This window comes from Luteibacter sp. HA06 (genome assembly GCF_054061215.1).
Window position 1 is genome coordinate 1,320,518 of record NZ_JBSSDZ010000001.1, and the last position, 20,606, is coordinate 1,341,123.

Annotated in this window: 21 protein-coding genes; all 21 read left to right on the top strand. The window is 65.2% G+C overall.

What is annotated here, in order from left to right; all coding sequences use genetic code 11:
* The first annotated feature begins 29 nt into the window (after positions 1-29).
* The gene (gene fliF / locus ACVWWJ_RS05890; RefSeq protein ID WP_456967082.1) at positions 30-1,742 is read left to right on the top strand and encodes a flagellar basal-body MS-ring/collar protein FliF; all 1,713 of its coding nucleotides are present in this window, start codon (positions 30-32) and stop codon (positions 1,740-1,742) included.
* A 13-nt stretch (positions 1,743-1,755) separates the two neighbouring features.
* Positions 1,756-2,745 carry a flagellar motor switch protein FliG gene (gene fliG / locus ACVWWJ_RS05895; RefSeq protein ID WP_456969666.1) on the top strand — a complete coding sequence of 330 codons (990 nt, stop codon included), beginning with the start codon at positions 1,756-1,758 and terminating at the stop codon, positions 2,743-2,745.
* Entirely contained in the window at positions 2,745-3,386 is a 642-nt protein-coding gene (locus tag ACVWWJ_RS05900; RefSeq protein ID WP_159893567.1) for a flagellar assembly protein FliH, read from the top strand. The genes fliG and ACVWWJ_RS05900 overlap by 1 nt, the downstream gene beginning before the upstream one ends.
* Positions 3,383-4,744: a flagellar protein export ATPase FliI gene (gene fliI / locus ACVWWJ_RS05905; RefSeq protein ID WP_456967083.1), complete on the top strand. Its 1,362-nt coding sequence runs from the start codon at positions 3,383-3,385 to the stop codon at positions 4,742-4,744. The genes ACVWWJ_RS05900 and fliI overlap by 4 nt, the downstream gene beginning before the upstream one ends.
* Entirely contained in the window at positions 4,744-5,178 is a 435-nt protein-coding gene (gene fliJ, locus ACVWWJ_RS05910) for a flagellar export protein FliJ (RefSeq protein ID WP_456967084.1), read from the top strand. The genes fliI and fliJ overlap by 1 nt, the downstream gene beginning before the upstream one ends.
* 49 nt (positions 5,179-5,227) lie before the next feature.
* Positions 5,228-6,382 carry a flagellar hook-length control protein FliK gene (locus ACVWWJ_RS05915; RefSeq protein WP_456967085.1) on the top strand — a complete coding sequence of 385 codons (1,155 nt, stop codon included), beginning with the start codon at positions 5,228-5,230 and terminating at the stop codon, positions 6,380-6,382.
* Positions 6,383-6,584: 202 nt separating this feature from the next.
* Positions 6,585-7,082: a flagellar basal body-associated FliL family protein gene (locus ACVWWJ_RS05920; RefSeq protein ID WP_159890823.1), complete on the top strand. Its 498-nt coding sequence runs from the start codon at positions 6,585-6,587 to the stop codon at positions 7,080-7,082.
* Between the two features lie 15 nt (positions 7,083-7,097).
* Entirely contained in the window at positions 7,098-8,120 is a 1,023-nt protein-coding gene (gene fliM / locus ACVWWJ_RS05925) for a flagellar motor switch protein FliM (protein ID WP_456967086.1), read from the top strand.
* A gap of 393 nt (positions 8,121-8,513) precedes the next feature.
* Positions 8,514-8,825, top strand: coding sequence for a flagellar motor switch protein FliN (gene fliN, locus ACVWWJ_RS05930; protein ID WP_200851586.1), 312 nt, complete (start codon positions 8,514-8,516; stop codon positions 8,823-8,825).
* Positions 8,826-8,830: 5 nt separating this feature from the next.
* Positions 8,831-9,259 (top strand): FliO/MopB family protein, encoded by a 429-nt coding sequence (locus ACVWWJ_RS05935; protein ID WP_456967087.1) that lies wholly within the window; start codon positions 8,831-8,833, stop codon positions 9,257-9,259.
* 116 nt (positions 9,260-9,375) lie between these two features.
* On the top strand, positions 9,376-10,086 hold the full coding sequence (gene fliP, locus ACVWWJ_RS05940; RefSeq protein ID WP_456969667.1) for a flagellar type III secretion system pore protein FliP: 711 nt from the start codon (positions 9,376-9,378) through the stop codon (positions 10,084-10,086).
* Positions 10,083-10,352, top strand: a complete 270-nt coding sequence (gene fliQ / locus ACVWWJ_RS05945; RefSeq protein ID WP_456967088.1) for a flagellar biosynthesis protein FliQ — start codon at positions 10,083-10,085, stop codon at positions 10,350-10,352. The genes fliP and fliQ overlap by 4 nt, the downstream gene beginning before the upstream one ends.
* On the top strand, positions 10,352-11,128 hold the full coding sequence (gene fliR / locus ACVWWJ_RS05950) for a flagellar biosynthetic protein FliR (RefSeq protein ID WP_456967089.1): 777 nt from the start codon (positions 10,352-10,354) through the stop codon (positions 11,126-11,128). The genes fliQ and fliR overlap by 1 nt, the downstream gene beginning before the upstream one ends.
* Positions 11,125-12,267 (top strand): flagellar biosynthesis protein FlhB, encoded by a 1,143-nt coding sequence (gene flhB, locus ACVWWJ_RS05955; protein WP_456967090.1) that lies wholly within the window; start codon positions 11,125-11,127, stop codon positions 12,265-12,267. The genes fliR and flhB overlap by 4 nt, the downstream gene beginning before the upstream one ends.
* Before the next feature lie 2 nt (positions 12,268-12,269).
* On the top strand, positions 12,270-14,381 hold the full coding sequence (gene flhA / locus ACVWWJ_RS05960) for a flagellar biosynthesis protein FlhA (RefSeq protein WP_159890833.1): 2,112 nt from the start codon (positions 12,270-12,272) through the stop codon (positions 14,379-14,381).
* 17 nt (positions 14,382-14,398) lie between these two features.
* Positions 14,399-15,751 (top strand): flagellar biosynthesis protein FlhF, encoded by a 1,353-nt coding sequence (gene flhF / locus ACVWWJ_RS05965; protein ID WP_456967091.1) that lies wholly within the window; start codon positions 14,399-14,401, stop codon positions 15,749-15,751.
* A gap of 62 nt (positions 15,752-15,813) precedes the next feature.
* Entirely contained in the window at positions 15,814-16,689 is an 876-nt protein-coding gene (locus ACVWWJ_RS05970) for a MinD/ParA family protein (protein ID WP_159890837.1), read from the top strand.
* Positions 16,686-17,417 (top strand): RNA polymerase sigma factor FliA, encoded by a 732-nt coding sequence (locus ACVWWJ_RS05975; RefSeq protein ID WP_063573200.1) that lies wholly within the window; start codon positions 16,686-16,688, stop codon positions 17,415-17,417. The genes ACVWWJ_RS05970 and ACVWWJ_RS05975 overlap by 4 nt, the downstream gene beginning before the upstream one ends.
* A gap of 54 nt (positions 17,418-17,471) precedes the next feature.
* On the top strand, positions 17,472-17,873 hold the full coding sequence (cheY, locus tag ACVWWJ_RS05980) for a chemotaxis response regulator CheY (RefSeq protein ID WP_159890839.1): 402 nt from the start codon (positions 17,472-17,474) through the stop codon (positions 17,871-17,873).
* 10 nt (positions 17,874-17,883) lie between these two features.
* Positions 17,884-18,528, top strand: coding sequence for a protein phosphatase CheZ (locus ACVWWJ_RS05985; RefSeq protein ID WP_159890841.1), 645 nt, complete (start codon positions 17,884-17,886; stop codon positions 18,526-18,528).
* A 7-nt stretch (positions 18,529-18,535) separates the two neighbouring features.
* A complete protein-coding gene (locus tag ACVWWJ_RS05990; protein WP_456967092.1) occupies positions 18,536-20,605 on the top strand; it encodes a chemotaxis protein CheW in 2,070 nt (689 codons plus the stop codon).
* Position 20,606 lies beyond the last annotated feature (1 nt).

Consider the following 20,606-nt stretch of genomic DNA (forward strand, 5'->3'; position numbering starts at 1 on the left):
GCGTCTCCCGAAAGGACTGAAGTCGAACCATGGCAGATAACGGCGTAGCCACCACGGACAAAAACGACGGCAAGCGCATGGACTCGTTGAAGTCGCTGGCGCAGACGCCGGCGGCGCGTCAGCTTTTCATGCTGGCCGGTATCGCCGGTGCGGTCGCCATCGGCATCGCCGCGGTGATGTGGTCGCGGGCGCCGAACTACGGCCTGCTTTACGGTGGACTGGAGCAGAAAGACGCCGCCGCCGTAACCCAGGCACTACAGACGGGAAACACGCCTTACACGCTCAGCGCCGACGGTAGCTCCATCTTCGTCCCGGCTGCCGACGTCGCTGGCGTGCGGCTCAAGCTCGCAGGGCAGGGCCTGCCCCAGGGCAGTGCCGCCAGTGCCGTGCCGCAGGCAGACTCGCCGTTCGGCATGAGCGACATGGCCGAGCGTTCGCGCTACCAGTCCATGCTCGAGAACGATCTCTCCAGCACCATCGCCGGCTTGCAGTCGGTGCGTGCGGCCCGTGTGCACCTTGCGCTCCCCAAGCCTTCCGCCTTCGTCCGTGACAACAAACCGGCCAGTGCCTCGGTCGTGGTTTCGCTGTATCCCGGTCGTCAGATGGACCAGGGCCAGGTCGCCGCCATCGTCCACCTCGTGGCCGCGAGCGTGCCGGATCTCGACACGCGGCAGGTCTCGGTGATCGACCAGGCCGGCAATCTCCTGACGGTGAGCGATCCGGATAGCGCCTCGGCCATCGGCGATAGCCGCCTTCGTTTGTCCAACCGCATCGAAGCTACGTACACCCAGCGCGTCGAAGACCTGCTTACGCCGTTGGTCGGTGCCGGCAAGGTGCGCGCTCAGGTCTTCGCGGATCTCGATTTCTCGCAGACCGAGAAAGCCAGCGAAACCTTCAATCACGACAACCCGGCGCTGCGCAGCGAGCAGACCAACAGCGAGACGCGGACCGACGCTGCCAACAACGGTGGCGTACCGGGTGCGCTGAGCAATCAGCCGCCGAACACTGGCGCGAACGCGACCGCCGCGAACCCTGCAGCGGGTGGGGCCGCAGGTGCCAAGGCCGGCCAGAACGCCGCGACGCAGACCGCGCAGACGCCGACACAGAAGACCGATAGCGCCACGCGCAACTACGAACTCGATCGCACGGTCAGCCACGTTACCGATCCTGCCGGCAAGGTCGCGCGCCTCTCCGTCGCCGTCGTCGTCGACAACAAGCAGGTGCCCGATAAAGACGGCAAGAACAAGAGCGTGCCGTTCTCGGCGGAAGAAATCGCCCGCCTCACCGAATTGACCAAGAACGCCGTCGGCTTCAGCGCCGCGCGCGGTGACAGCGTCAGTGTCATCAACGAAGCCTTTCGCGGCGCCATCGCGGACGACGAGCCGCAGTCCACGCCCTTCTGGGAGCGGCCGGGCATGCTCGACCTGATCAAGCAGGGCATGGGCGTGATGATCGCGCTGCTGGTCGGCTTCTTTGTCCTGCGTCCTATCCTCAAGGGCCTGCTCAAGCCTGCGCCGCTGGCGATGAACAATGTGGCGCTCGCCGGTCCGATGCCGACCGTGTCGGTCATGGTCGACGACGACGACATGACGCCGGACCGTGTTAGCACGTCGCCGCAGCTGGGTTCGCCCGCGCTGCTGGCCTATGAACAGAAGGTCGGCCTGGCCAAGCGCATGGCCGCCGAAAATCCCAAACAGGTTGCGCAAGTCGTGAAGAGCTGGGTATCCGACGATGGCGCTTGAACAGAAAGAAGCCCTGACGGGCGCGCAGCGCGCGGCGATCCTCTTGCTCACCCTGGGTGAGGAAGACGCCGCCTCCATTCTCAAGCACCTCGGCGCACGTGACGTGCAGGCCGTCGGTACGGCCATGGCCGCGCTGAAGAACGTCTCCAAGGAGCAGGTCGAGACCGTCCTTACCAAACTCCAGGAAGACGTCGGCCAGCACACCTCGATCGGCGTCGGCACCGAGGAATATATCCGCCGCATCCTGGTCAACGCGCTCGGCGAGAACAAGGCGGGCGGTCTTATCGACCGCATTCTCCTCGGCCGCAGCAGCAAGGGCCTGGAATCGCTGAAGTGGATGGAAAGCCGCGCCATCGCCGAAATGATCGGCCAGGAACATCCGCAGATCATCGCGCTGGTCATGGCTCACCTCGAAGCCGACCAGGCTGCTGAAGTCATCGGCTACCTGCCGGCGCGCACGCGCAGCGACGTCGTGATGCGCATCGCCACGCTCGATGGCGTGCAGCCGCACGCGCTGAACGAGCTCGACGAAATCATGGAGCGCCAGTTTTCCGGCAACTCCAACAAGCTGAAGTCGGCCAGTGTCGGTGGCCTCAAGGCGGCCGCGGACATCCTCAACGCGATGGAGACCTCGCGCGAAGCCGAGCTGATGGCTTCCATTCGTGGCATCGACACCGGCCTGGGCGAGCGTATCGAAGAACTCATGTTCGTCTTTGACGATCTTGCCGATCTCGACGACCGCAGCATGCAGACCTTGCTGCGCGAAGTACCGTCGGCGCGTCTCATCACCGCGCTCAAGGGTGCGGAAGTCGCGATTCGCGAGAAGATCTTCGCCAATATGTCCAAGCGTGCCGCCGACATGCTGCGCGACGATCTCGAGGTCAAGGGTCCGGTTCGCCTCTCCGAGGTGGATGCGGCGCAGAAGGAAGTGCTGGCTACGGCGCGTCGTCTTGCTGACGCCGGCCAGATCAATCTCGCCGGTGGCGGGGAAGAATTCGTCTGATGAGTCTTACCTCGATCCTCGCCCGCGAACGCTTCGACCAGTTCGAACGCTGGGAGCTGCCCGTGGTGGGTGGTCCGGAACCGCATGTCGCACGCCCCGACGTCGAGGACGAAGGTCCACGTCGGCCTACCGTCGCGGAGATCGAGGCGATCGAGCGGCAGGCGCGCGAGGAAGGATTCAATGCGGGGCTGACGGAAGGCCGCGCTATGGCCGCACGAGAGCTGGCGGAACAGGTCGCGCGACTGGATGCCCTCTTTGCTGCGGTCGAGCGGCCGTTCGCCGAACTCGATCACGACGTTGCCGCCGACCTTGCTGTGCTGGCCACGATCATCGCCGAGCGTGTTCTGGGCTATGAGATCACCACGCAGCCGGAGAAGATCCTCGACGTAGTCCGTCAGGCGGTCGACGCGCTGCCAGCGGCCACACGCCATATCAAGATTCATCTGCATCCCGCCGATGCGGCGATCGTTCGCGATCACCGCACCGGTACCGAACACGACGGCAGCGTGGTGGACGATGCCGCGCTGGAGCGGGGCGACGTGCGCCTGGAGAGTGAGCAGTCCCGGCTCGATGCGCGCGTGCGTACCCGCCTGGCTGCCGTGATCGACAGTGTGCTCGAAGGTCAGGTCGATCCCTCGTGACTGCCGAGAGCCACACCGCCGCCCGCATCGCGCACTGGCGTGAATCCCTTGCCGCGCAGCGCGCAAGCGCCGAACGCGTTCGTCCCTTGCAGGCCGAAGGCAAGTTGCGCCGGGTGGTCGGGCTCACGCTCGAGGCTGTCGGCTGCGAAGCGCCGGTGGGTGCCCGCTGCATGGTCGCGGGTGCCGATGGCCGGCAGCTCGAGACCGAGGTAGTCGGGTTCTCCGACGGCCGTCTCCTGCTCATGCCCACGGGCGAGATGCACGGCGTGTTGCCCAATGCGCGCGTGACGCCGGTAGCGGCTATCTCGGGTGTGCCCGTCGGTGATTCGTTACTCGGTCGCGTCATCGGTCCCGATGGCGCGCCGCTGGATGGCCTCGGCCCGCTGCTGGCGCGTGAGCGTGCGCCACTACGCCGCGATCCCATCAATCCGATGATGCGTCGGCCGATCGATACGCCACTCGACGTCGGGGTGCGGGCCATCAACTCCCTGCTCACCGTCGGCCGGGGTCAGCGTATCGGCCTCTTCGCAGGCTCCGGTGTGGGTAAGTCCACGCTGATGGGCATGATGACGCGCTTCACCGATGCCGACGTCGTCGTGGTCGGGTTGATCGGTGAGCGCGGTCGCGAGGTCAAGGAATTCGTCGACCACACGCTGGGCGAGGAAGGGCGCCGTCGTGCAGTCGTTGTTGCCGCACCGGCGGATGCGCCTCCACTGAGTCGCTTGCGCGGTGCCCAGGTCGCTACCGCCGTGGCCGAGCATTTTCGTGACCAGGGCCTGCGTGTGCTTCTGCTGATGGACTCGCTCACCCGTTATGCGCAGGCACAGCGTGAAATCGCGTTGGCCATCGGCGAACCGCCGGCGACGAAGGGCTATCCACCGTCCGTGTTCGCCATGCTTCCCGCACTCGTCGAGCGCGCCGGTAACGACGCTGAAGGTCGCGGCTCCATTACGGCGTTCTATACCGTGCTCACCGAAGGCGACGACTACCGCCACGATCCGATTGCCGATGCGGCGCGGGCCATCCTCGACGGCCACATCGTGCTGTCGCGCGACCTGGCCGAAGCCGGTCATTACCCGGCGATCGACATCGAGGCGTCGATCAGCCGTGTCATGCCGGCCGTGGTCAGCAAGGAGCACATGCGCTCGGCCCAGCGCTTCCGCCAGGTCTACTCGGCGTACCGCCAGCAGCGCGACCTCATCGCAGTGGGTGCCTACCAGAAGGGCAGCGATCCACGTACCGACGAGGCGATTGCATTCTATCCACGGTTGTCGGCCTTCCTTCAGCAGGAAACCGACGAGCCGGTGAATCTCGCCGATGCCGAGTCCGCCCTCGCTGATACGACGAAGGCCGGCTGATGCCCTCGCGCGCCGACCGCCTGCAACCCGTCGTCGACCTGGCCGAAGAAAAGGCCGAGGACGCCTTGCGCGTGCTCGCCACTCAGCAACGTGCACTCGCCGAAGCCGAGCATCAGCTGGTCGAGCTACGTAAATACCGCAACGAATACGCCGAGATGCCCGACGGCATCGGCATCAGTGCCTTGCTCAACCGGCAGCAGTTCCTGCAGAAGATCGACATGGCCATCGTGCAGCAGCTGGGTGAAGTGCAGCGCCGCGAGCAGGCACTGGAGCACGCACGCCGGCTTTGGACGGATGCGCGGGGTCGCGCGAAGGCGCTGGACTCGGTCACTACGAAATATCGTGAGCAGGAACGCAAGTCGGACGATCGCCGCGAGCAGGCCCAGGCAGACGAACGCTCGCAATACCGCCGCAATCCCCGGAGCGAGGCATGACGCACGCGTGCGTGAGCCAGCTCCTGAACGACCTCATCGAGTATCCCGCATGAACAACGCCACGATCGCACTCAATGTCGCCCGCCCGCCCGCTCCCACGCCGTCGTCGACGTCGTCGGTCGGCAATACGTCTTCTGTCACGGGCAACGGGAATGACGACACGGTGTCGAACAAGCGCTTCGACGCAGCGATGAACGCGGCGCACGCCGATGCCCGCAAGACCAAGGACGAGCCGTCCGACAAGGGTGCGACGACCTCGACAGGGTCCACGACGCCTTCGGGGGGGAAAGACCCGGCTGCCGACAAGACGTCATCGGCCCAGGCCTCTGACAAGAAGTCGGATGATGACGCGACGAAGAAGGATGATGCGGGCGACGCTGACACGTCGCTCGCGACAAGCGTGCTCGCGCTGATCGGCGTACCGCCCAAGTTGGGTGATCTCGCGGCGAAAGCGCTCGCGACGGCGACCACCGCCGCGGGCAAGCTCGGTGGTGCGCTCGGCGCGCTCACCGGTACGGGTGCGACGCCTGGCCTCCCCGCCGCCGCGGACGCCACGGCCGTGGCAAAAGATGGCGCTACGACCGGCACTCAGCTCACCGATGCCCTCGCCACGACGCCGGTGCCGGTCGCTGCCGTCACGGCTTCGCCCTTCGCCAGCCTGCTTGCGGTCCAGGGCGGCGATCTCGCGGCGACGAAAGACGACACCTCGGCGACCGATCCCGCCAACCTCAGCCCCATGCCTCTCGCCCACGCGCCGGCCATGAACGGCGTGACCGCTCCGGCCGTCCAGGTTCAGGCGACGCAGGCCGCCACCTCGCCCCAGTTCAGTCAGGAGCTGGGTGAGCAGATCGCCTGGATGGGCTCGGGCGACGTCAAATCGGCGCGTATCAAGTTGCACCCGGAAGAGCTCGGCAGCATGGACGTTCACGTGACCATGGACGGCGGCAAGGTCAACGTCGCCATCCTCGCGCAGCATCCGGCGGCAGTGCATGCGGTGCAGCAGACCCTTTCCCAGCTGGACACCATGCTCGCGCACCATGGCCTGTCGCTCGGCCAGGCCGACGTCGGTCAGCGTGACCCCGGCCAGAATCCCGCCCAGGGTAACGCGGCGGGCGGGCAGGGCGGTGCGGCCGACGATGCGGCGACCACGGAGACGGTGGCGACCTCGCGCGTGTCGCGTAGCCTGGTCGACGAGGTGGCGTGACGCCGTTCGCGTGACGTGATGCTGACGGGTGTCAAAGTTTCGGCTCGCTCGCCTCGTCCGCACCGCGACGAGAACCGCGTCACAGCGCCATCTTTCCATTCGGCTGGGCCGCGACGCGCGCCGATGGCACGTGGCTTGCAACAATACCCGCAAGCCCCACGGGCACGATCGTTTACGTATTCGCATTCCAGAGGTTCCACGCATGGCCGCAGCACCCAAAGATCCCGCCGAAGTCGCTCCCAAGAAGAAGGGTAAGGGCAAGCTGATCCTGATCGCCGCCCTGGTGGTGCTAGCCGCCGGTGGCGCGGGTGGCTATTTCATGATGAAGGGTGGTCACGGCAAGGCCGGCCCGGCGGACGCGACGGAAGTCGCCAAGTCCAAGCCGGCCGTTTATCTGCAGCTCGACCCCGCTTTCGTGGTTAATTTCCAGGACGAGACCGCTCTGCGGTTCCTGCAGATCGGCGTCAACGTGATGTCCCATGACCCCGAGGCGATCGCCGCCGCCAAGGAAGCCGATCCCGAGATTCGCAATGCACTGCTGATGCTGTTCTCCGCGCAGGACGTGAAGACGCTTTCCGACGTGAAGGGCAAGGTCAAGCTGCAGGCCGCCGCGCTGGCTGAAATCCAGCGCGTGCTCAAGGAAAAGATCGGTCGTCCCGGCGTGGACGCGGTCTACTTCACCAGTTTCATCATGCAGTGACGGGACGTATCGGCCATGAGTGACATCCTTACCCAGGAAGAAATCGACGCCCTCCTGGCCGGCGTGGAAGGTGGCTCGGTTGAAACCGAGATCGAGCTTCCGCCGCCCGGCGGCATCCTGGACTACGATTTCACCCAGCAGGATCGCATCGTGCGCGGCCGGCTGCCGACGCTCGAGATGGTCAACGACCGTTTCGCCCGCTACTTCCGCGCCAATCTCTTCAACGTGCTGCGGAAGTCCTGCGAAGTCTCGGTGCTCGGCGTGAAGATGACCAAGTTCAACGAGTACGTGCACTCGCTGGCTGTGCCGAGCAACCTCAACCTGATCCGCATCAAGCCGCTACGCGGCACCGCGCTGATGGTGTTCGAGCCGCGCCTGGTTTTCACCGTCATCGACAATTTCTTCGGCGGCGATGGTCGCTACCATGCGCGCATCGAGGGTCGGGATTTCACCCCCACCGAAAACCGCGTCATCCAGATCGTGCTGCAGGAGGCCTTCACGGCCATGGCCGAGGCCTGGGCGCCGGTGCTGAAGATGCAGTTCGAGTTCCTCAATTCCGAGATCAACCCCCAGTTCGCCAATATCGTCAGCCCGACCGAGACCGTTGTGGTGTCGCGCTTTCACATCGAACTCGATGGCGGTGGCGGCGAAGTGCACCTGACCCTGCCGTACTCGATGGTCGAGCCGATCCGCGAGTTGCTGGATGCCGGCGTGCAGAGCGACCGTGCGGAACGTGACGAGCGCTGGATCCAGAACCTGCACGAGGAAATCCTCGACGCGGAAGTGGAAGTCACCGCGATGCTTGCCGAGGCGCGCCTCACGATTGGCGACTTCCTGCACCTGCGCAAGGGCGATGTGATTCCGATCACCTTGCCGGAATGCGCCACGATCTTTGCCGAAGACGTGCCGATTTTCCGTGGCCGCATGGCCAATTCCAGCGGTAACAAGGCCATCCAGTTCGATTCGCTGATGCGCAAGCGCGGCGAGAGCAAGGCTATGCCGGTGACTACGACCGAGCCGATGCCTGAGTTGGTTTGAAGCCTGAGCATGGTTGATGCCTGGGCATGTCCGAAGCCTGAAGAGCATCGCCGCTGAAGCGGCTCCCACAAAAGAGCGCGCTCTCGCAGAAGAGTCGGCTCCGCTTTGTGTGGGAGCCGATTCATCGGCGATGGGTCCTTGCCCCAGTCCGCCAACCTGACGTCAATTGACCGTCCCGGTGCGCAACTGCCGTCACGCGTCAGCTTTCCGTCTAGCGTCAGTTTCCGGTCGGCCGGCAAGGTTCGCCGCACCCTGCCAAACGCCTGAAAAAACACAAAAAATTCACTGTCCCCGGGTCGCCGGATCCATGGCACGCCGTTTGCTTCTATGGGTTCATACCCCAGCAACGCGAACACCGGAACGGACATGAACGAACCTACGACGCTCGAAGAGATGGAAGGCGCCAACGAGGCCAACCTGCACAAGTCCATGGGACTGGGCGCCGAGGTCAATCTCGACGTCATCCTGGACGTGCCGGTCACCATGGCCATGGAAGTGGGCCGTACCAAGATCAGCATCCGCAACCTGCTCCAGCTCAACCAGGGCTCGGTGGTCGAACTCGACCGTGCCGCCGGTGAGCCGCTGGATGTGTTCGTCAACGGCACCCTGGTCGCCCATGGCGAAGTGGTCGTCATCAACGAAAAATTCGGTATCCGGCTGACTGACGTGATCAGTCCGGCCGAGCGCGTCCGCAAGCTGCGGTGATTGCCATGCGCCGTATCGTCGCCGCCCTCGTCGGTGGCTTCCTTTCCTGCGCCCTGATGGCGGACCCGGTGCTCGCTCCGGCCGCCACGCCCGCGGTGGACTCGGGCGCGGAACTGGTTCGCGTGCTGATCAGCCTGCTCGGCGTCGTCGCACTCATCTTCTTCGTCGGCTGGCTCAGTCGCCGCGCCCAGGTGCGCGTGCGTCCGGGCGGCCGGAAGATCCGCGTCATCGAATCGATGCCGGTCGGCATCAAGGAAAAGGTCATGCTGCTCGAAGTCGGCGGCACGCAGATCCTGGTCGGCGCCTCGCCCACCGGTGGCCTGCGTACGCTGTATGTCCTGGCTACGCCGGTGCAGGAGGACGCTACGTCGACGGCCAACGCGCCGACGATTCGTGGCTTTCGTGATGTGCTTAACCAGTGGAAGCGGCCGTGATCGGGGCGGCTATCGCGGGCGCAGCCCGCTCCCATAAAAAGCAGGTGCCCAGCGAGCCGTCCCGTAAGGTGCGCTGCTGGTCGCTTCTCGCGCTCCTGTTGCTGCTTCTGCTGCCGATGGCTGCCTTCGCTGCGGATCCGCTGCCGCCGCCGGGTATCCAGCTGCTGAACGTGCAGCCGGGTGCCAATGGCAGCCAGAACTGGTCGCTGTCGATCCAGATGCTGGCGCTGATGACGGCGCTGACGGTCCTCCCGGCGATCCTGCTGATGATGACCTCGTTCACCCGCATCGTGATCGTGCTCGGTTTCCTGCGCCAGGCGCTGGGTACCAACAGCACGCCGCCTAACCAGGTAATCATCGGGCTGTCGCTGTTCCTCACCCTGTTCGTCATGTCGCCGGTGATCAACAAGGCTTACGACACGGGTATCAAGCCATACATGGACGGTCAGATGACCGTGCAGGACGCCGTGCCGCTTGCCGCCGCGCCGTTCCGTCACTTCATGCTCGACCAGACGCGTGAGCCCGATCTGCAACTGTTCACCAAACTGGCGGGCGAGCAGCCGTATGCGAACAAGGACGCGGTGCCTTACCGCGTCGCGCTGCCTGCATTCGTCACCAGCGAGCTGAAGACGGCCTTCCAGATGGGCTTCCTGCTGTTCATCCCGTTCCTGATCATCGACCTGGTCGTGGCCAGCGTGTTGATGTCGATGGGCATGATGATGGTCTCACCGATGATCATCTCGCTGCCGTTCAAGATCATGCTGTTCGTCCTGGTCGACGGGTGGACACTGCTACTCGGCACGCTGGCCGGGAGCTTCTACCAATGACGCCGGAATCGGTCATCGCCTTTGGCCAGCAGGCCCTGCATGTCGCCTTGCTGGTCGGCGCGCCGCTGCTGCTCACTGCGCTCGCGGTGGGCCTGATCGTCGGCATGATCCAGGCGGCCACGCAGATCAACGAACAGACGCTCAGCTTCATCCCGAAGCTGATCTCCATGTCGCTGGTGATGATCATCACCGGGCCGTGGATGCTGCGCACGCTGGTCACCTTTACCCGCACCCTGATCGAAAGCCTGCCGCAGGCGGTTCGTTAATGCCGATCGACCTGAACCAGCTCGAAGGGTGGGTAGGCGGGGCATGCTGGGCACTGGCCCGCATCTCCGGCCTGCTGCTCGTCTCGCCGGTACTGGGTGCGAACACGATCCCGGCCCGGATCAAGATGGGCCTGGCCATCATGCTGACCGTGCTGCTGGCACCGCTGGCACCGATGGAGCTTCGGCCGCTGTCGGCACAGGGCGTGGCGACGCTGGCCCAGCAGGTGCTGATCGGCGCGGCGCTCGGTTTCATCCTCAAGCTGGTATTCGAGGCCGTGGCCTTCGGTGGCCAGTTCGTTTCACAGGCGATGAGCCTTGGCTTCGCCGAGGTACTGAACCCCGGGCTTGGCGGTACCACGCCGGTGCTCAGCCAGTTCTACACGATGATCGTCACCCTCCTGTTCCTGGTGATGAACGGCCATCTGCAACTGATCAACCTGCTCGCCGACAGCTTCCGTACGATGCCGGTGAGTGACCACGGTATCGGCGCGGATGGCATCTGGGGTGTGCTCCAGTTCGCCACCCACCTGTTTGCCGGTGCCGTCCGCGTCGCGCTGCCGGCGCTGACCGCCTTGCTCGTGGTCAACCTCGGGTTCGGTGCGATCAGCCGTTCCGCACCGTCGATGAACCTGTTCGCGGTCGGCTTCCCGATCACCATCTGCCTCGGCATCATCGCCGTCTGGCTCGCGCTGCGCGGCCTGCCGAGCGCCTGGGATTCCCTGCAGACGGACGCCTGGGAAGCCATGCGTTCCATGGTCGGGAGGTCCTCGCCGTGAGTGAGTCCGACCAGGAAGACAAAACCGAATCACCTAGTGACAAACGCCTTCGCGAAGCCCGCGAAAAGGGCGACCTGCCGCGCTCGCGCGATTTGTCGACCGCCGTGGTGGTGCTCGCCGGCGTGACTTCGATGATCGCCTCGCGTGAGCAGATGGCCGTCCACGCTGCCAACATCATGCACGTGGGTCTGCGCTACGGCCGCGAAGACTTGTTCGCGGCCAACGGGATCAGCCGCGCGCTGATGACGGCCGCGGGCGAGGGCCTGAAGATGCTGGGCCCGGTATTCACCGTCACCGCGGTCGCCGCCGTTGCCGCACCCGCGCTCATGGGCGGCCTTAATTTCTCCTTCGAAGCCCTGGTGCCGAAGTTCGATCGCCTGGACCCGATCAAGGGTTTCGGCCGCCTGGTCTCGATGAATGGCCTGGTGGAACTGGGCAAGTCCGTGTTGAAGCTGTTCCTGATCGGCGGGGCCCTGGTGTGGTTCCTCAACCGCACCACGAAGGAGATGTACGCGGTGGGCAGCGGCCCGGTCGCGGACGGCATCGCCCATACCTTCAGCGTGCTCGGCCATGCGTCGCTGATCTTCGCTTGCTCGTTGGGGCTGATCGCCCTGGTCGACGCGCCCTGGCAGGCCTTCAGCTTCACCAAGAAGATGCGCATGACCAAACAGGAAGTGAAGGACGAGCACAAGGAAAGCGACGGTAGTCCCGAACTGAAGTCAAAGATCCGTCAGATGCAGCACCAGATGTCGCGCCGGCGAATGATGGAAGACGTTCCTACGGCGGACGTGATCGTGGTGAACCCGACCCACTTCGCCGTGGCGCTGAAGTACGACGAAGTAAAAATGGGCGCGCCGCGGGTCGTGGCAAAGGGTGTGGACGTCCTGGCCCAGCAGATTCGCGACGTGGCCGGCCATGCGAAGGTTCCTGTCGTCGAAGCGGCGCCGTTGGCACGCGCCTTGTATGCAACGACGGAAGTCGGTCGCGAGATCCCCTCGGCGCTGTATGTCGCCGTGGCCCAGATCCTGGCCTACGTGTTCCGCCTCAAGCAGGCGATCGCCGTTGGCGACCTCCCGCCCGATCTGCCCGAGCAGGAGATCGATCCTGAACTGCTCGGCCCTTACCGTATGGATAACTGACGATGGCAGCGACGACCACCCTCATGGGCACCTTCCGGCAGATCGGCCGGCGGGGTATTGCCGCGCCGGTGGTGATGCTGGTCATGCTCGGCATGCTGATGCTGCCGCTGCCGCCGTTCATGCTGGACCTGCTGTTCACCTTCAACATCGCGTTGTCCCTGGTGATCCTGCTGGCCACCATGTACGTGATGCGGCCGCTGGAGCTGGCTTCGTTCCCGACAGTGGTGCTGTTCGCCACCTTGTTGCGCCTGGCGCTGAACATCGCCTCCACCCGCGTGGTGCTGCTGCACGGTCATAACGGCCCGGGCGCGGCCGGCAAGGTGATCGAGGCCTTCGGTGAGTTTGTCATCGGCGGCAACTTCGCCGTCGGCTTCGTGGTCTTCGCCATCCTCACCATCATTAACTTCGTCGTCGTCACCAAGGGCGCGACGCGAGTGTCCGAAGTCACCGCGCGCTTCACCCTCGACGCCATGCCCGGCAAGCAGATGGCGATCGATGCCGACCTCAACGCCGGCCTGCTCACCCAGGAACAGGCGCGCGAGCGCCGCCAGGAAGTGCGCGAGGAAGCCGACTTCTACGGCTCGATGGACGGTGCGTCCAAGTTCGTCCGCGGCGATGCCACGGCGGGCATGCTGATCCTCGCGATCAATATCATCGGCGGCTTCTTCATCGGCATGCTGCAACACGGTCTCTCCGCTTCCGAAGCCGCGCGCACGTACACGCTGCTGACGATCGGCGATGGCCTGGTCGCCCAGGTACCCGGCCTGATGCTCTCGATCGCCACGGCGGTCATCGTTACCCGTGTCTCCAAGTCCCAGGAAATGGGCAAGCACGTCATGGGGCAGCTCTTCGGCCAGCCGAAGGCACTTGCCGTGGCTGCGGCTGTACTCGGGGCGATGGGCCTGGTCCCGGGCATGCCGAACCTGCCGTTCCTGCTGCTCGCCGCGGGCGCGGGCTTTGGCGCATGGAAGCTCCAGCAGAACAAGGATCGCCTGGCCGACGCCGGCGCGGTCGGTGGCCCTGCTACGCCGGGCACCGAGCTCGCGCTGGAATCGACGCCGCCGGGTGAGCGCCTCGAGCTGTCGTGGGAAGACGTCGCCCAGGTCGACACGATCGGCCTGGAAGTCGGCTACCGCCTGATTCCGCTGGTGGACAAGGCCCAGGGCGGCGAACTGATGGCGCGGATCAAATCCGTGCGCCGCAAGCTCTCGCAGGAGCTCGGCTTCCTCGTGCCTTCGGTACACATCCGCGACAACCTCGATCTTTCGCCGCATGGCTATCGCATCTCGCTGATGGGCGTGCCGATGGGCGAAGCCGAAATCCATACCGAGCGCATGCTGGCGATCGATCCGGGCCGCGTGCACGGCACGGTCAATGGCATCGCCACGCGTGATCCCGCCTTCGGCCTGGATGCCGTCTGGATCGAGCCGGGCCTGCGCGAACATGCGCAGACGCTGGGCTATACCGTGGTCGACCCGGCCACGGTCATTGCGACCCACCTGTCGCACATCCTGCAGAACCACGCCCACGAACTCATCGGCCACCAGGACGTGCAGCAGCTGCTCGACCGTCTCGCCCAGCAGACGCCCAAGCTTGTCGAAGATCTCGTGCCCAAGCGCTTGTCGCTCGGCGCGGTGGTCAAGGTGCTGCAGAATCTGCTCGCCGAACGCGTTCCCATTCGTAACTTCCGCGGCATCGTCGAATCGCTGGCGGAGCATGCGGGCCAGAGCCAGGATCCCGGCGTCCTCGCGGCCAGTGTGCGTGTGACGCTCGGCCGGCAGATCGTGCAGGAGATCGCGGGTCTCGGAACTGAGGTTCCCGTCATTACTTTGGCGCCGGAACTGGAGCAGATTCTTCTTCAGTCCCTGCAGGGCGGCGGTCCCGCCGGCGCGGCTATCGAGCCGGGTCTGGCAGATCGTCTTCAGCAGAACGTGGCCGAGGCGGCGCGACGTCAGGAAGCGGCGGGTGAACCGGCCGTCCTGTTGGTCTCGCCGGCGCTTCGTCCGTGGCTTTCACGCTTCACGCGGCATGTGGCCCAAAACCTGCATGTACTCGCCTACAACGAGGTACCGGACAACCGTCGCGTCAAGCTGGTGACGGCCCTCGGTCGATAGGGATGAGGATCTAACGCATGAAAATCAAACGATTCGTTGCCGCCGACATGCGCCAGGCCATGCGCCAGGTCCGCGATGAGCAGGGCCCGGACGCCGTGATCCTGTCCACGCGTCGGATGGACGACGGCATCGAGATCATCGCGGCGCTCGACTACGACGAAGCGCTGGTCCGCGAAGCGGGCTTTGCCTTCGAGCCGCCGACCGCGGAAGAAACCGCTGCCAAGCATGCCGCCGCGCTGGCTCCGATCCGCGCGACACGTGACAGCGACCGCGCCGCTCGCATCGACCAGGCACGCGCCGCCACGGCCGCAGCCGTCGAGCGCGCTGCCAAGGGTGGCCCGATCAATCCGAATGCGCCGCAGCGCCAGTCCAGCGCCGCGCTCGCATCCAGTGTGGCCGATGTGGTTCGTGCTGCTACGGCGAACCCGAACAGCGATGCAGCCGTGAATGGCGTGCGCGCCGAGATCAACAACCTGCGTGAGATGCTGGAAGTACAGCTCTCCACGCTGGCCTGGAACCAGATGGACCGCGAGCAGCCGCTGCGCGCCCGCGTCCTGCGCGAAATGACCCGCCTGGGTATCGACGGCGACGTGGCGCGTGCGCTGTGCGCCGAGCTGCCGCCGGGCATGACCTCCGAGCAGGCGCGTTACCTGCCGCTGGGCATCCTCTCGCGCAACATCCGCACCAGCGGACGTAACTTCGATACGGTCGGCGGCGGTGTCACTGCGCTGGTCGGCACCACCGGCGTCGGCAAGACGACGACGATCGCCAAGCTCGCGGCTCGCGCCGTCCTCCGCCACGGTGCGTCCAACGTCGCCCTGATCAGCGCCGACCAGTACCGCATCGGTGCTGGCGCGCAGCTGGAGCACTACGGCCGCCTGCTCGGCGTGCGCGTGTATAACGCCCATGACGCCGACAGCCTGCGCAACGTGCTTCTTCAGCTGCGCGGCAAGCACACCGTGCTGGTCGACACCGCCGGCATGGCCGGCAACGATCCCAAGCTGCAGCAGCAGTTCGACACGCTGCGCGCCACGTCGAACCTCCGCGTCTGCCTGGTGCTCGCCGCCAATGCGCAGGCGCAGGCCATCGACAATGCGATCCGCTCATACACGCCACTGTCGCCGCAGACCGCCATTCTTACCAAGCTCGACGAGGCCCCGCTGATCGGCGGCGCACTGTCGGCACTGATTCGTCATGCGATGCCCCTGGACTACACCACCGACGGGCAGCGCGTACCTGAAGATATCGCCTCCGCCGATGCGCGCAAGCTGGTCTGCCTCGCAGCCCAGTTGCTCAAGCAGCGCAACGAGGAGCCCGACGACGCCATCCTTGCCGATCGTTTCGGCACGGCAGCGCCCGCGCTGGCCTGACCGGGAACCCGCAGAACGTGACTACCGCAACCGCACACTCTTTCACGGCAGTGAACTCCTTCATGACCACACACGTCGATAGCACCCAGGCCGCCGGCCTCAACTGGCTTGACGACCGTCGCCCCACACGCAGCATCGCGATCGCGGGCGGCAAGGGCGGTGTCGGCAAGACCACCGTGGCGGTCAATCTCGGTATGGCCCTGGCCATGGGCGGACGCGACGTCGTCCTGCTCGACGCTGACCTCGCCATGGCGAACATCGACGTGCTGCTGGGTCTGCAGCCGACCCGTCACCTCGGGCACATGCTCGAGGGCGAATGCCGCATCGAGGACCTGATCCTCCAGGCGCCGCACGGCCTGAAAGTGATTCCGGCCACCTCGGGCGCGCGCCGCATGGCCCAGCTGCCGAACATCGAGCACGCCGCGGTGATCCGCGCGTTCGACGAATACCCGATCGCCCCTGAATACCTGATCGTCGACACCGCGGCCGGCATTTCCGACAGCGTGTCCATGTTCGCCGCGGCTTCCGATGAGGTGGTGGTGGTCGTGTGCGACGAACCGGCCTCGCTGACCGACGCCTACGCCCTGATCAAGGTCATGAGCCGCGAGTTCGGCGTCAACCGCTTCCGGATCGTGGCCAACATGGTTCGCCACGCCCAGGAAGGCCGCCAGCTTTTCGAGAAGCTCTCGCGGGTGGCCAACCGGTTCCTGGATGTCTCCCTGGATTTCATGGGGATGGTCCCGCACGACGAGTACCTGCGCCAGGCCATTCGCCGTCAGTCGGCCGTGGTCGACGTCTGGCCGAGCAGCCGATCTGCCGTCGGATTCAAGAATCTGGCCAGGTCGGTCGATACATGGGGTGAACCCGAACCCCGTGCTCAGGGTCGCATCGGCTTTTTCGCCGAGCGGTCCCACCTGGGAGGAGGGTTGCCACTGTGAGCGTTGCGACGGAATACCTTGAAGTCACACGGATTCCTGCAGATCAACTGGTGCGCACCCACGCACCGCTGGTCCGCCGGATCGCCTATCACCTGATGGGCCGGCTACCGCCGAGCGTGGATGCGAACGACCTCATGCAGGCCGGAATGATCGGACTGCTCGAGGCCGCAAGAAATTACTCGCCGACTCGCGCGGCCAGTTTCGAGACCTATGCGGGTATCCGCATACGTGGCGCGATGCTGGACGAACTGCGCAAGACGGACTGGACCCCGCGCTCCGTCCATCGGAAGTTGCGCGAGGTGGCTGAGGTAACGAGACAGATCGAAAATGAGACAGGTGGGGATGCCGAAGACGCCGAGGTGATGAAGCGGCTTGGTATCGACGCCATGGAATACAACCAGATTCTGGCCGACGCGGCGAGCGCGCGGTTGCTCAGCCTTACGGCGCCGGAAGGCGACGAAGGCGCAGCGATCGATGTCGCAGACCCCGACGCCGCAGGTCCGGAAGGGATCTTCGAGCAGGACGGCTTGCGCGATGCGCTGGCGCAGTCCATCGACGGCCTGCCCGAACGCGAGAAGCTGGTGATGTCGCTGTACTACGATGAAGAGCTCAACCTGAAGGAAATCGGTGCGGTACTCGGTGTCAGCGAATCGCGGGTGTGCCAGATCCATGGCCAGGCCCTGATTCGCCTCCGCGCTCGCATGACAGGTTGGAAAGAAAAGCATTGACGGCATTACGGTGCCGTCGCCGGTAAGAAACGCGCAGTCAGGCGGAGACGAGTTTTGGACAAGAACATGAAAATCCTCGTGGTGGACGATTTCTCCACCATGCGACGCATCGTCAGGAACCTCCTGGTCGAGCTGGGATTTACGAACACCCTCATCCAGGAGGCTGAAGACGGTACCGCGGCGCTCGTGATGCTGCGTGCCCAGCCCTTCGATCTGGTCGTGACCGACTGGAACATGCCCAACATGACGGGTATCGACCTGCTTCGCGCCATCCGCGCGGATGCCGCGCTGAAGTCGATGCCGGTGCTCATGGTCACGGCGGAAAACAATCGCGACCAGATCATCGCCGCCGCGCAGAGCGGCGTGAACGGCTACGTGGTCAAGCCATTCACGGCGGTCACGCTGAAGGAAAAGCTCGACAAGATCTTTGAACGACTCGCCGCGGCTGCGGGCTAAGGGAATGACGATGAACACCATGCTTACCGCCGGCCACGAGGTCGTTCCCGAGCTGCGCGAGCTGCTCGATGCCGATGACAGCGTCGCCTTCGAACAGGCGCTCGACCGCCTGCTGCGCAGCCGTGAACAGCACCTGTTCCTGGCCTTGGGCCACCTGGCGCGCGATCTCCACGAGTCGGTGCGCCGCCTCGCTTCCGACATCTCCAGCGATGGCGTGCCGGGCAACATGAGCGATGCGCGTAAGCACCTGCGCGACGTCCTCGAAATGAGCTCCCAGGCAGCGCACCGCACCCTCGACTTCAGCGACAAGCTGCGTCCGCAGGCACAGGCGCTGGCCAAGCAGGCCGACGAAGTGCTCGTGCTCGATCACGCTGATCCGTCCTTTGCGCCGAACGCTACGGCGCTCGCCGTCCGCGTGGGCGATTTCGCGCAGAGCTGCGACATCGGCCTGGGTGAGATGGTCGAAGCGCAGTCCTGGCAGGATCTCTCCGGCCAGCGTGTCGCCCAGGTTGAAGCCTTCATGGCCAAGGTGGAATCGTCCCTGATTGAACTGGTGCGCCTCACCGGTTCGCTCGCGGGCGGCACCCATGCACCCGCCGCGGACAAGGTCAGCCAGGACGAAGTGGATCGACTGCTCAGCGAATTCGGGTTCTGAGCGCCGTATGAGCGTGGAGCTGGACAACGAGCTACTCAATGTCTTCCTGATCGAAGCACGCGAACTGCTCGAGAGCCTGGGCGAACAGCTCGTGGACCTCGAAGCATCGCCGGGAGACGCCGAGCTGCTGAACGCGGTCTTCCGCGCGTTCCATACCGTGAAGGGCGGTGCGGGCTTCCTTGGCCTCAACGCCATGGTGGAGCTGTGCCATCGCGCCGAGGACCTCCTCAACGAGGCCCGTAACGGTGCCGTGGTATTGAACCCCGGCTTCATGGATGCGTTGCTCGAATCGCTGGACCTCCTCAACGATATGATGCGTGCGGCCGACGCGGGCGTTCCTGCCGAACCCGCACCGCGTTCCGTGCTCGACCGCCTGCTGATTCCCGGTCGCGCCGGTTCGGCGCCACCGGTAGCCCTGTCACCGGCGGCGACGCCGGCGCCAGCGGTGTCGGCTTCGTCCGCAGCATCGTCCCAGCGTGCTTACGATCCGATCGAAGACGAATTCGAAGCCATGCTCGACGCCGCGCGCAACGATCGCGCGCCGACATCGACGCCCTCGGCCACGATCAACGACGACGAATTCGAAGCCCTCCTAGACTCCCTCTACGGCACCGGCGCCCCCGGCGCCGACACAGCAATTGTGGGAGCCGATTCATCGGCGAATTCTCCTGTCGGAGCCGCTTCAGCGGCGATGCCCCCCGCCGACCCCAACGCCATCAGCGACGACGAATTCGAAGCCCTCCTCGACAGCATCCACGGCACAGCCGCCCCCGGCGCCCTGAACACGCCGGCCGTCGTAGGTGCCGATCCATCGGCGAAGCCCCCTGTGGGAGCCGCTTCAGCGGCGATGCATTCACCGCCAATGAAGCCCGCAGCAACCACGGAAAAACGCACCGCCTCCACCGCCGACACCACCGTCCGCGTCGACACCTTCCGCCTCGACAGCCTCGTCGATGCCGCAGGCGAGCTCGTGCTCGTCCGCAACCGCCTCACCAACCTCGCGCCCCGTGGCACGAACGACCCGATGGAACGCGCTATCGGCGAACTCGAGCGCGTCGCCGAAGATCTGCAGAACGCCGTCCTGCGCATGCGCATGCAGCCGGTCGGCAAGTTGTTCTCACGTTTCCCGCGCATCATCCGTGACCTCGCACGTCAGCTCGGCAAGGACATCGAACTCGTTACCGAGGGCGAAGACACCGACATCGACCGTACCGTGGTGGAAGCGCTGGCCGATCCTCTGGTTCACCTGCTTCGCAACGCGGTGGACCACGGCATCGAAATGCCCGATGTCCGCGAGCGTTCCGGTAAGCCGCGTTCGGGCACCGTGCGCCTGGCCGCCGGCCAGTTCGGCGACCGCATCGTCATCACCGTGACCGATGACGGCAAGGGCATGGATCCCGAAGTCCTCCGCCGCAAGGCCGTGGAAAAGGGCTTGATGGACGAAGAGCAGGCCGCACGTCTCGACGAGCGCGAGTGCTTTGAGATCGTCTTCCGTCCCGGCTTCTCCACCGCGGCCGAAGTCTCCGACATCTCCGGTCGCGGCGTCGGCATGGATGTGGTCAAGACCAAGATTGTCGAGCTCGGCGGCACGCTGTCGATCGATTCGCGTGTCGGCCACGGCAGCACGGTGCGCCTCTCCGTGCCGCTTACCCTCGCGATCATGCGCGTGCTCATGGTGCGCGTCGGCAATCGTCTGCTGTCGCTGCCGCTGTCCAACGTCACCGAAGTCTTCGAGCTCGTTCCGGGGCAGATCCAGGAACTCGACGGCCGCATCGTCGCCTCGCACCGGCAGCGCGCGCTTCCGCTCGCCGACCTCGGCAACTGGGCTGGCGCGGCGGGGAAGGGCGGTCATGTCGTGGTCGTGCACATCGGCCACCAGACACTGGGCTGCCTGGTCGATGAAGTGCTCGGTCGCGAAGACGTCATGGCCAAGCCGCTTGGCCCGTTCCTCAAGGATGTTCCCGGCGTCGCGGGTGCGACGATCACCGGCGATGGCCGCATTTCGCTCGTGCTCGACCTCGCCGGCCTCGCCGACGACGCCGGGCAGGTGCTGCCTTCACTAAGGATGGCTGTCTGAC

What these genes read in the sequence shown, in the direction of transcription:
- fliQ (WP_456967088.1), top strand. Translation starts at nt 10,083, where the DNA reads ATGACGCCGGAATCGGTCATCGCCTTTGGCCAGCAGGCCCTGCATGTC.
- ACVWWJ_RS05935 (WP_456967087.1), top strand. Translation starts at nt 8,831, where the DNA reads ATGCGCCGTATCGTCGCCGCCCTCGTCGGTGGCTTCCTTTCCTGCGCC.
- fliF (WP_456967082.1), top strand. Translation starts at nt 30, where the DNA reads ATGGCAGATAACGGCGTAGCCACCACGGACAAAAACGACGGCAAGCGC.
- fliP (WP_456969667.1), top strand. Translation starts at nt 9,376, where the DNA reads ATGGCTGCCTTCGCTGCGGATCCGCTGCCGCCGCCGGGTATCCAGCTG.
- flhF (WP_456967091.1), top strand. Translation starts at nt 14,399, where the DNA reads ATGAAAATCAAACGATTCGTTGCCGCCGACATGCGCCAGGCCATGCGC.
- fliJ (WP_456967084.1), top strand. Translation starts at nt 4,744, where the DNA reads ATGCCCTCGCGCGCCGACCGCCTGCAACCCGTCGTCGACCTGGCCGAA.
- ACVWWJ_RS05985 (WP_159890841.1), top strand. Translation starts at nt 17,884, where the DNA reads ATGAACACCATGCTTACCGCCGGCCACGAGGTCGTTCCCGAGCTGCGC.
- ACVWWJ_RS05920 (WP_159890823.1), top strand. Translation starts at nt 6,585, where the DNA reads ATGGCCGCAGCACCCAAAGATCCCGCCGAAGTCGCTCCCAAGAAGAAG.
- fliN (WP_200851586.1), top strand. Translation starts at nt 8,514, where the DNA reads ATGGAAGGCGCCAACGAGGCCAACCTGCACAAGTCCATGGGACTGGGC.
- flhA (WP_159890833.1), top strand. Translation starts at nt 12,270, where the DNA reads ATGGCAGCGACGACCACCCTCATGGGCACCTTCCGGCAGATCGGCCGG.
- fliR (WP_456967089.1), top strand. Translation starts at nt 10,352, where the DNA reads ATGCCGATCGACCTGAACCAGCTCGAAGGGTGGGTAGGCGGGGCATGC.
- ACVWWJ_RS05970 (WP_159890837.1), top strand. Translation starts at nt 15,814, where the DNA reads ATGACCACACACGTCGATAGCACCCAGGCCGCCGGCCTCAACTGGCTT.
- ACVWWJ_RS05990 (WP_456967092.1), top strand. Translation starts at nt 18,536, where the DNA reads ATGAGCGTGGAGCTGGACAACGAGCTACTCAATGTCTTCCTGATCGAA.
- fliM (WP_456967086.1), top strand. Translation starts at nt 7,098, where the DNA reads ATGAGTGACATCCTTACCCAGGAAGAAATCGACGCCCTCCTGGCCGGC.
- ACVWWJ_RS05900 (WP_159893567.1), top strand. Translation starts at nt 2,745, where the DNA reads ATGAGTCTTACCTCGATCCTCGCCCGCGAACGCTTCGACCAGTTCGAA.
- ACVWWJ_RS05915 (WP_456967085.1), top strand. Translation starts at nt 5,228, where the DNA reads ATGAACAACGCCACGATCGCACTCAATGTCGCCCGCCCGCCCGCTCCC.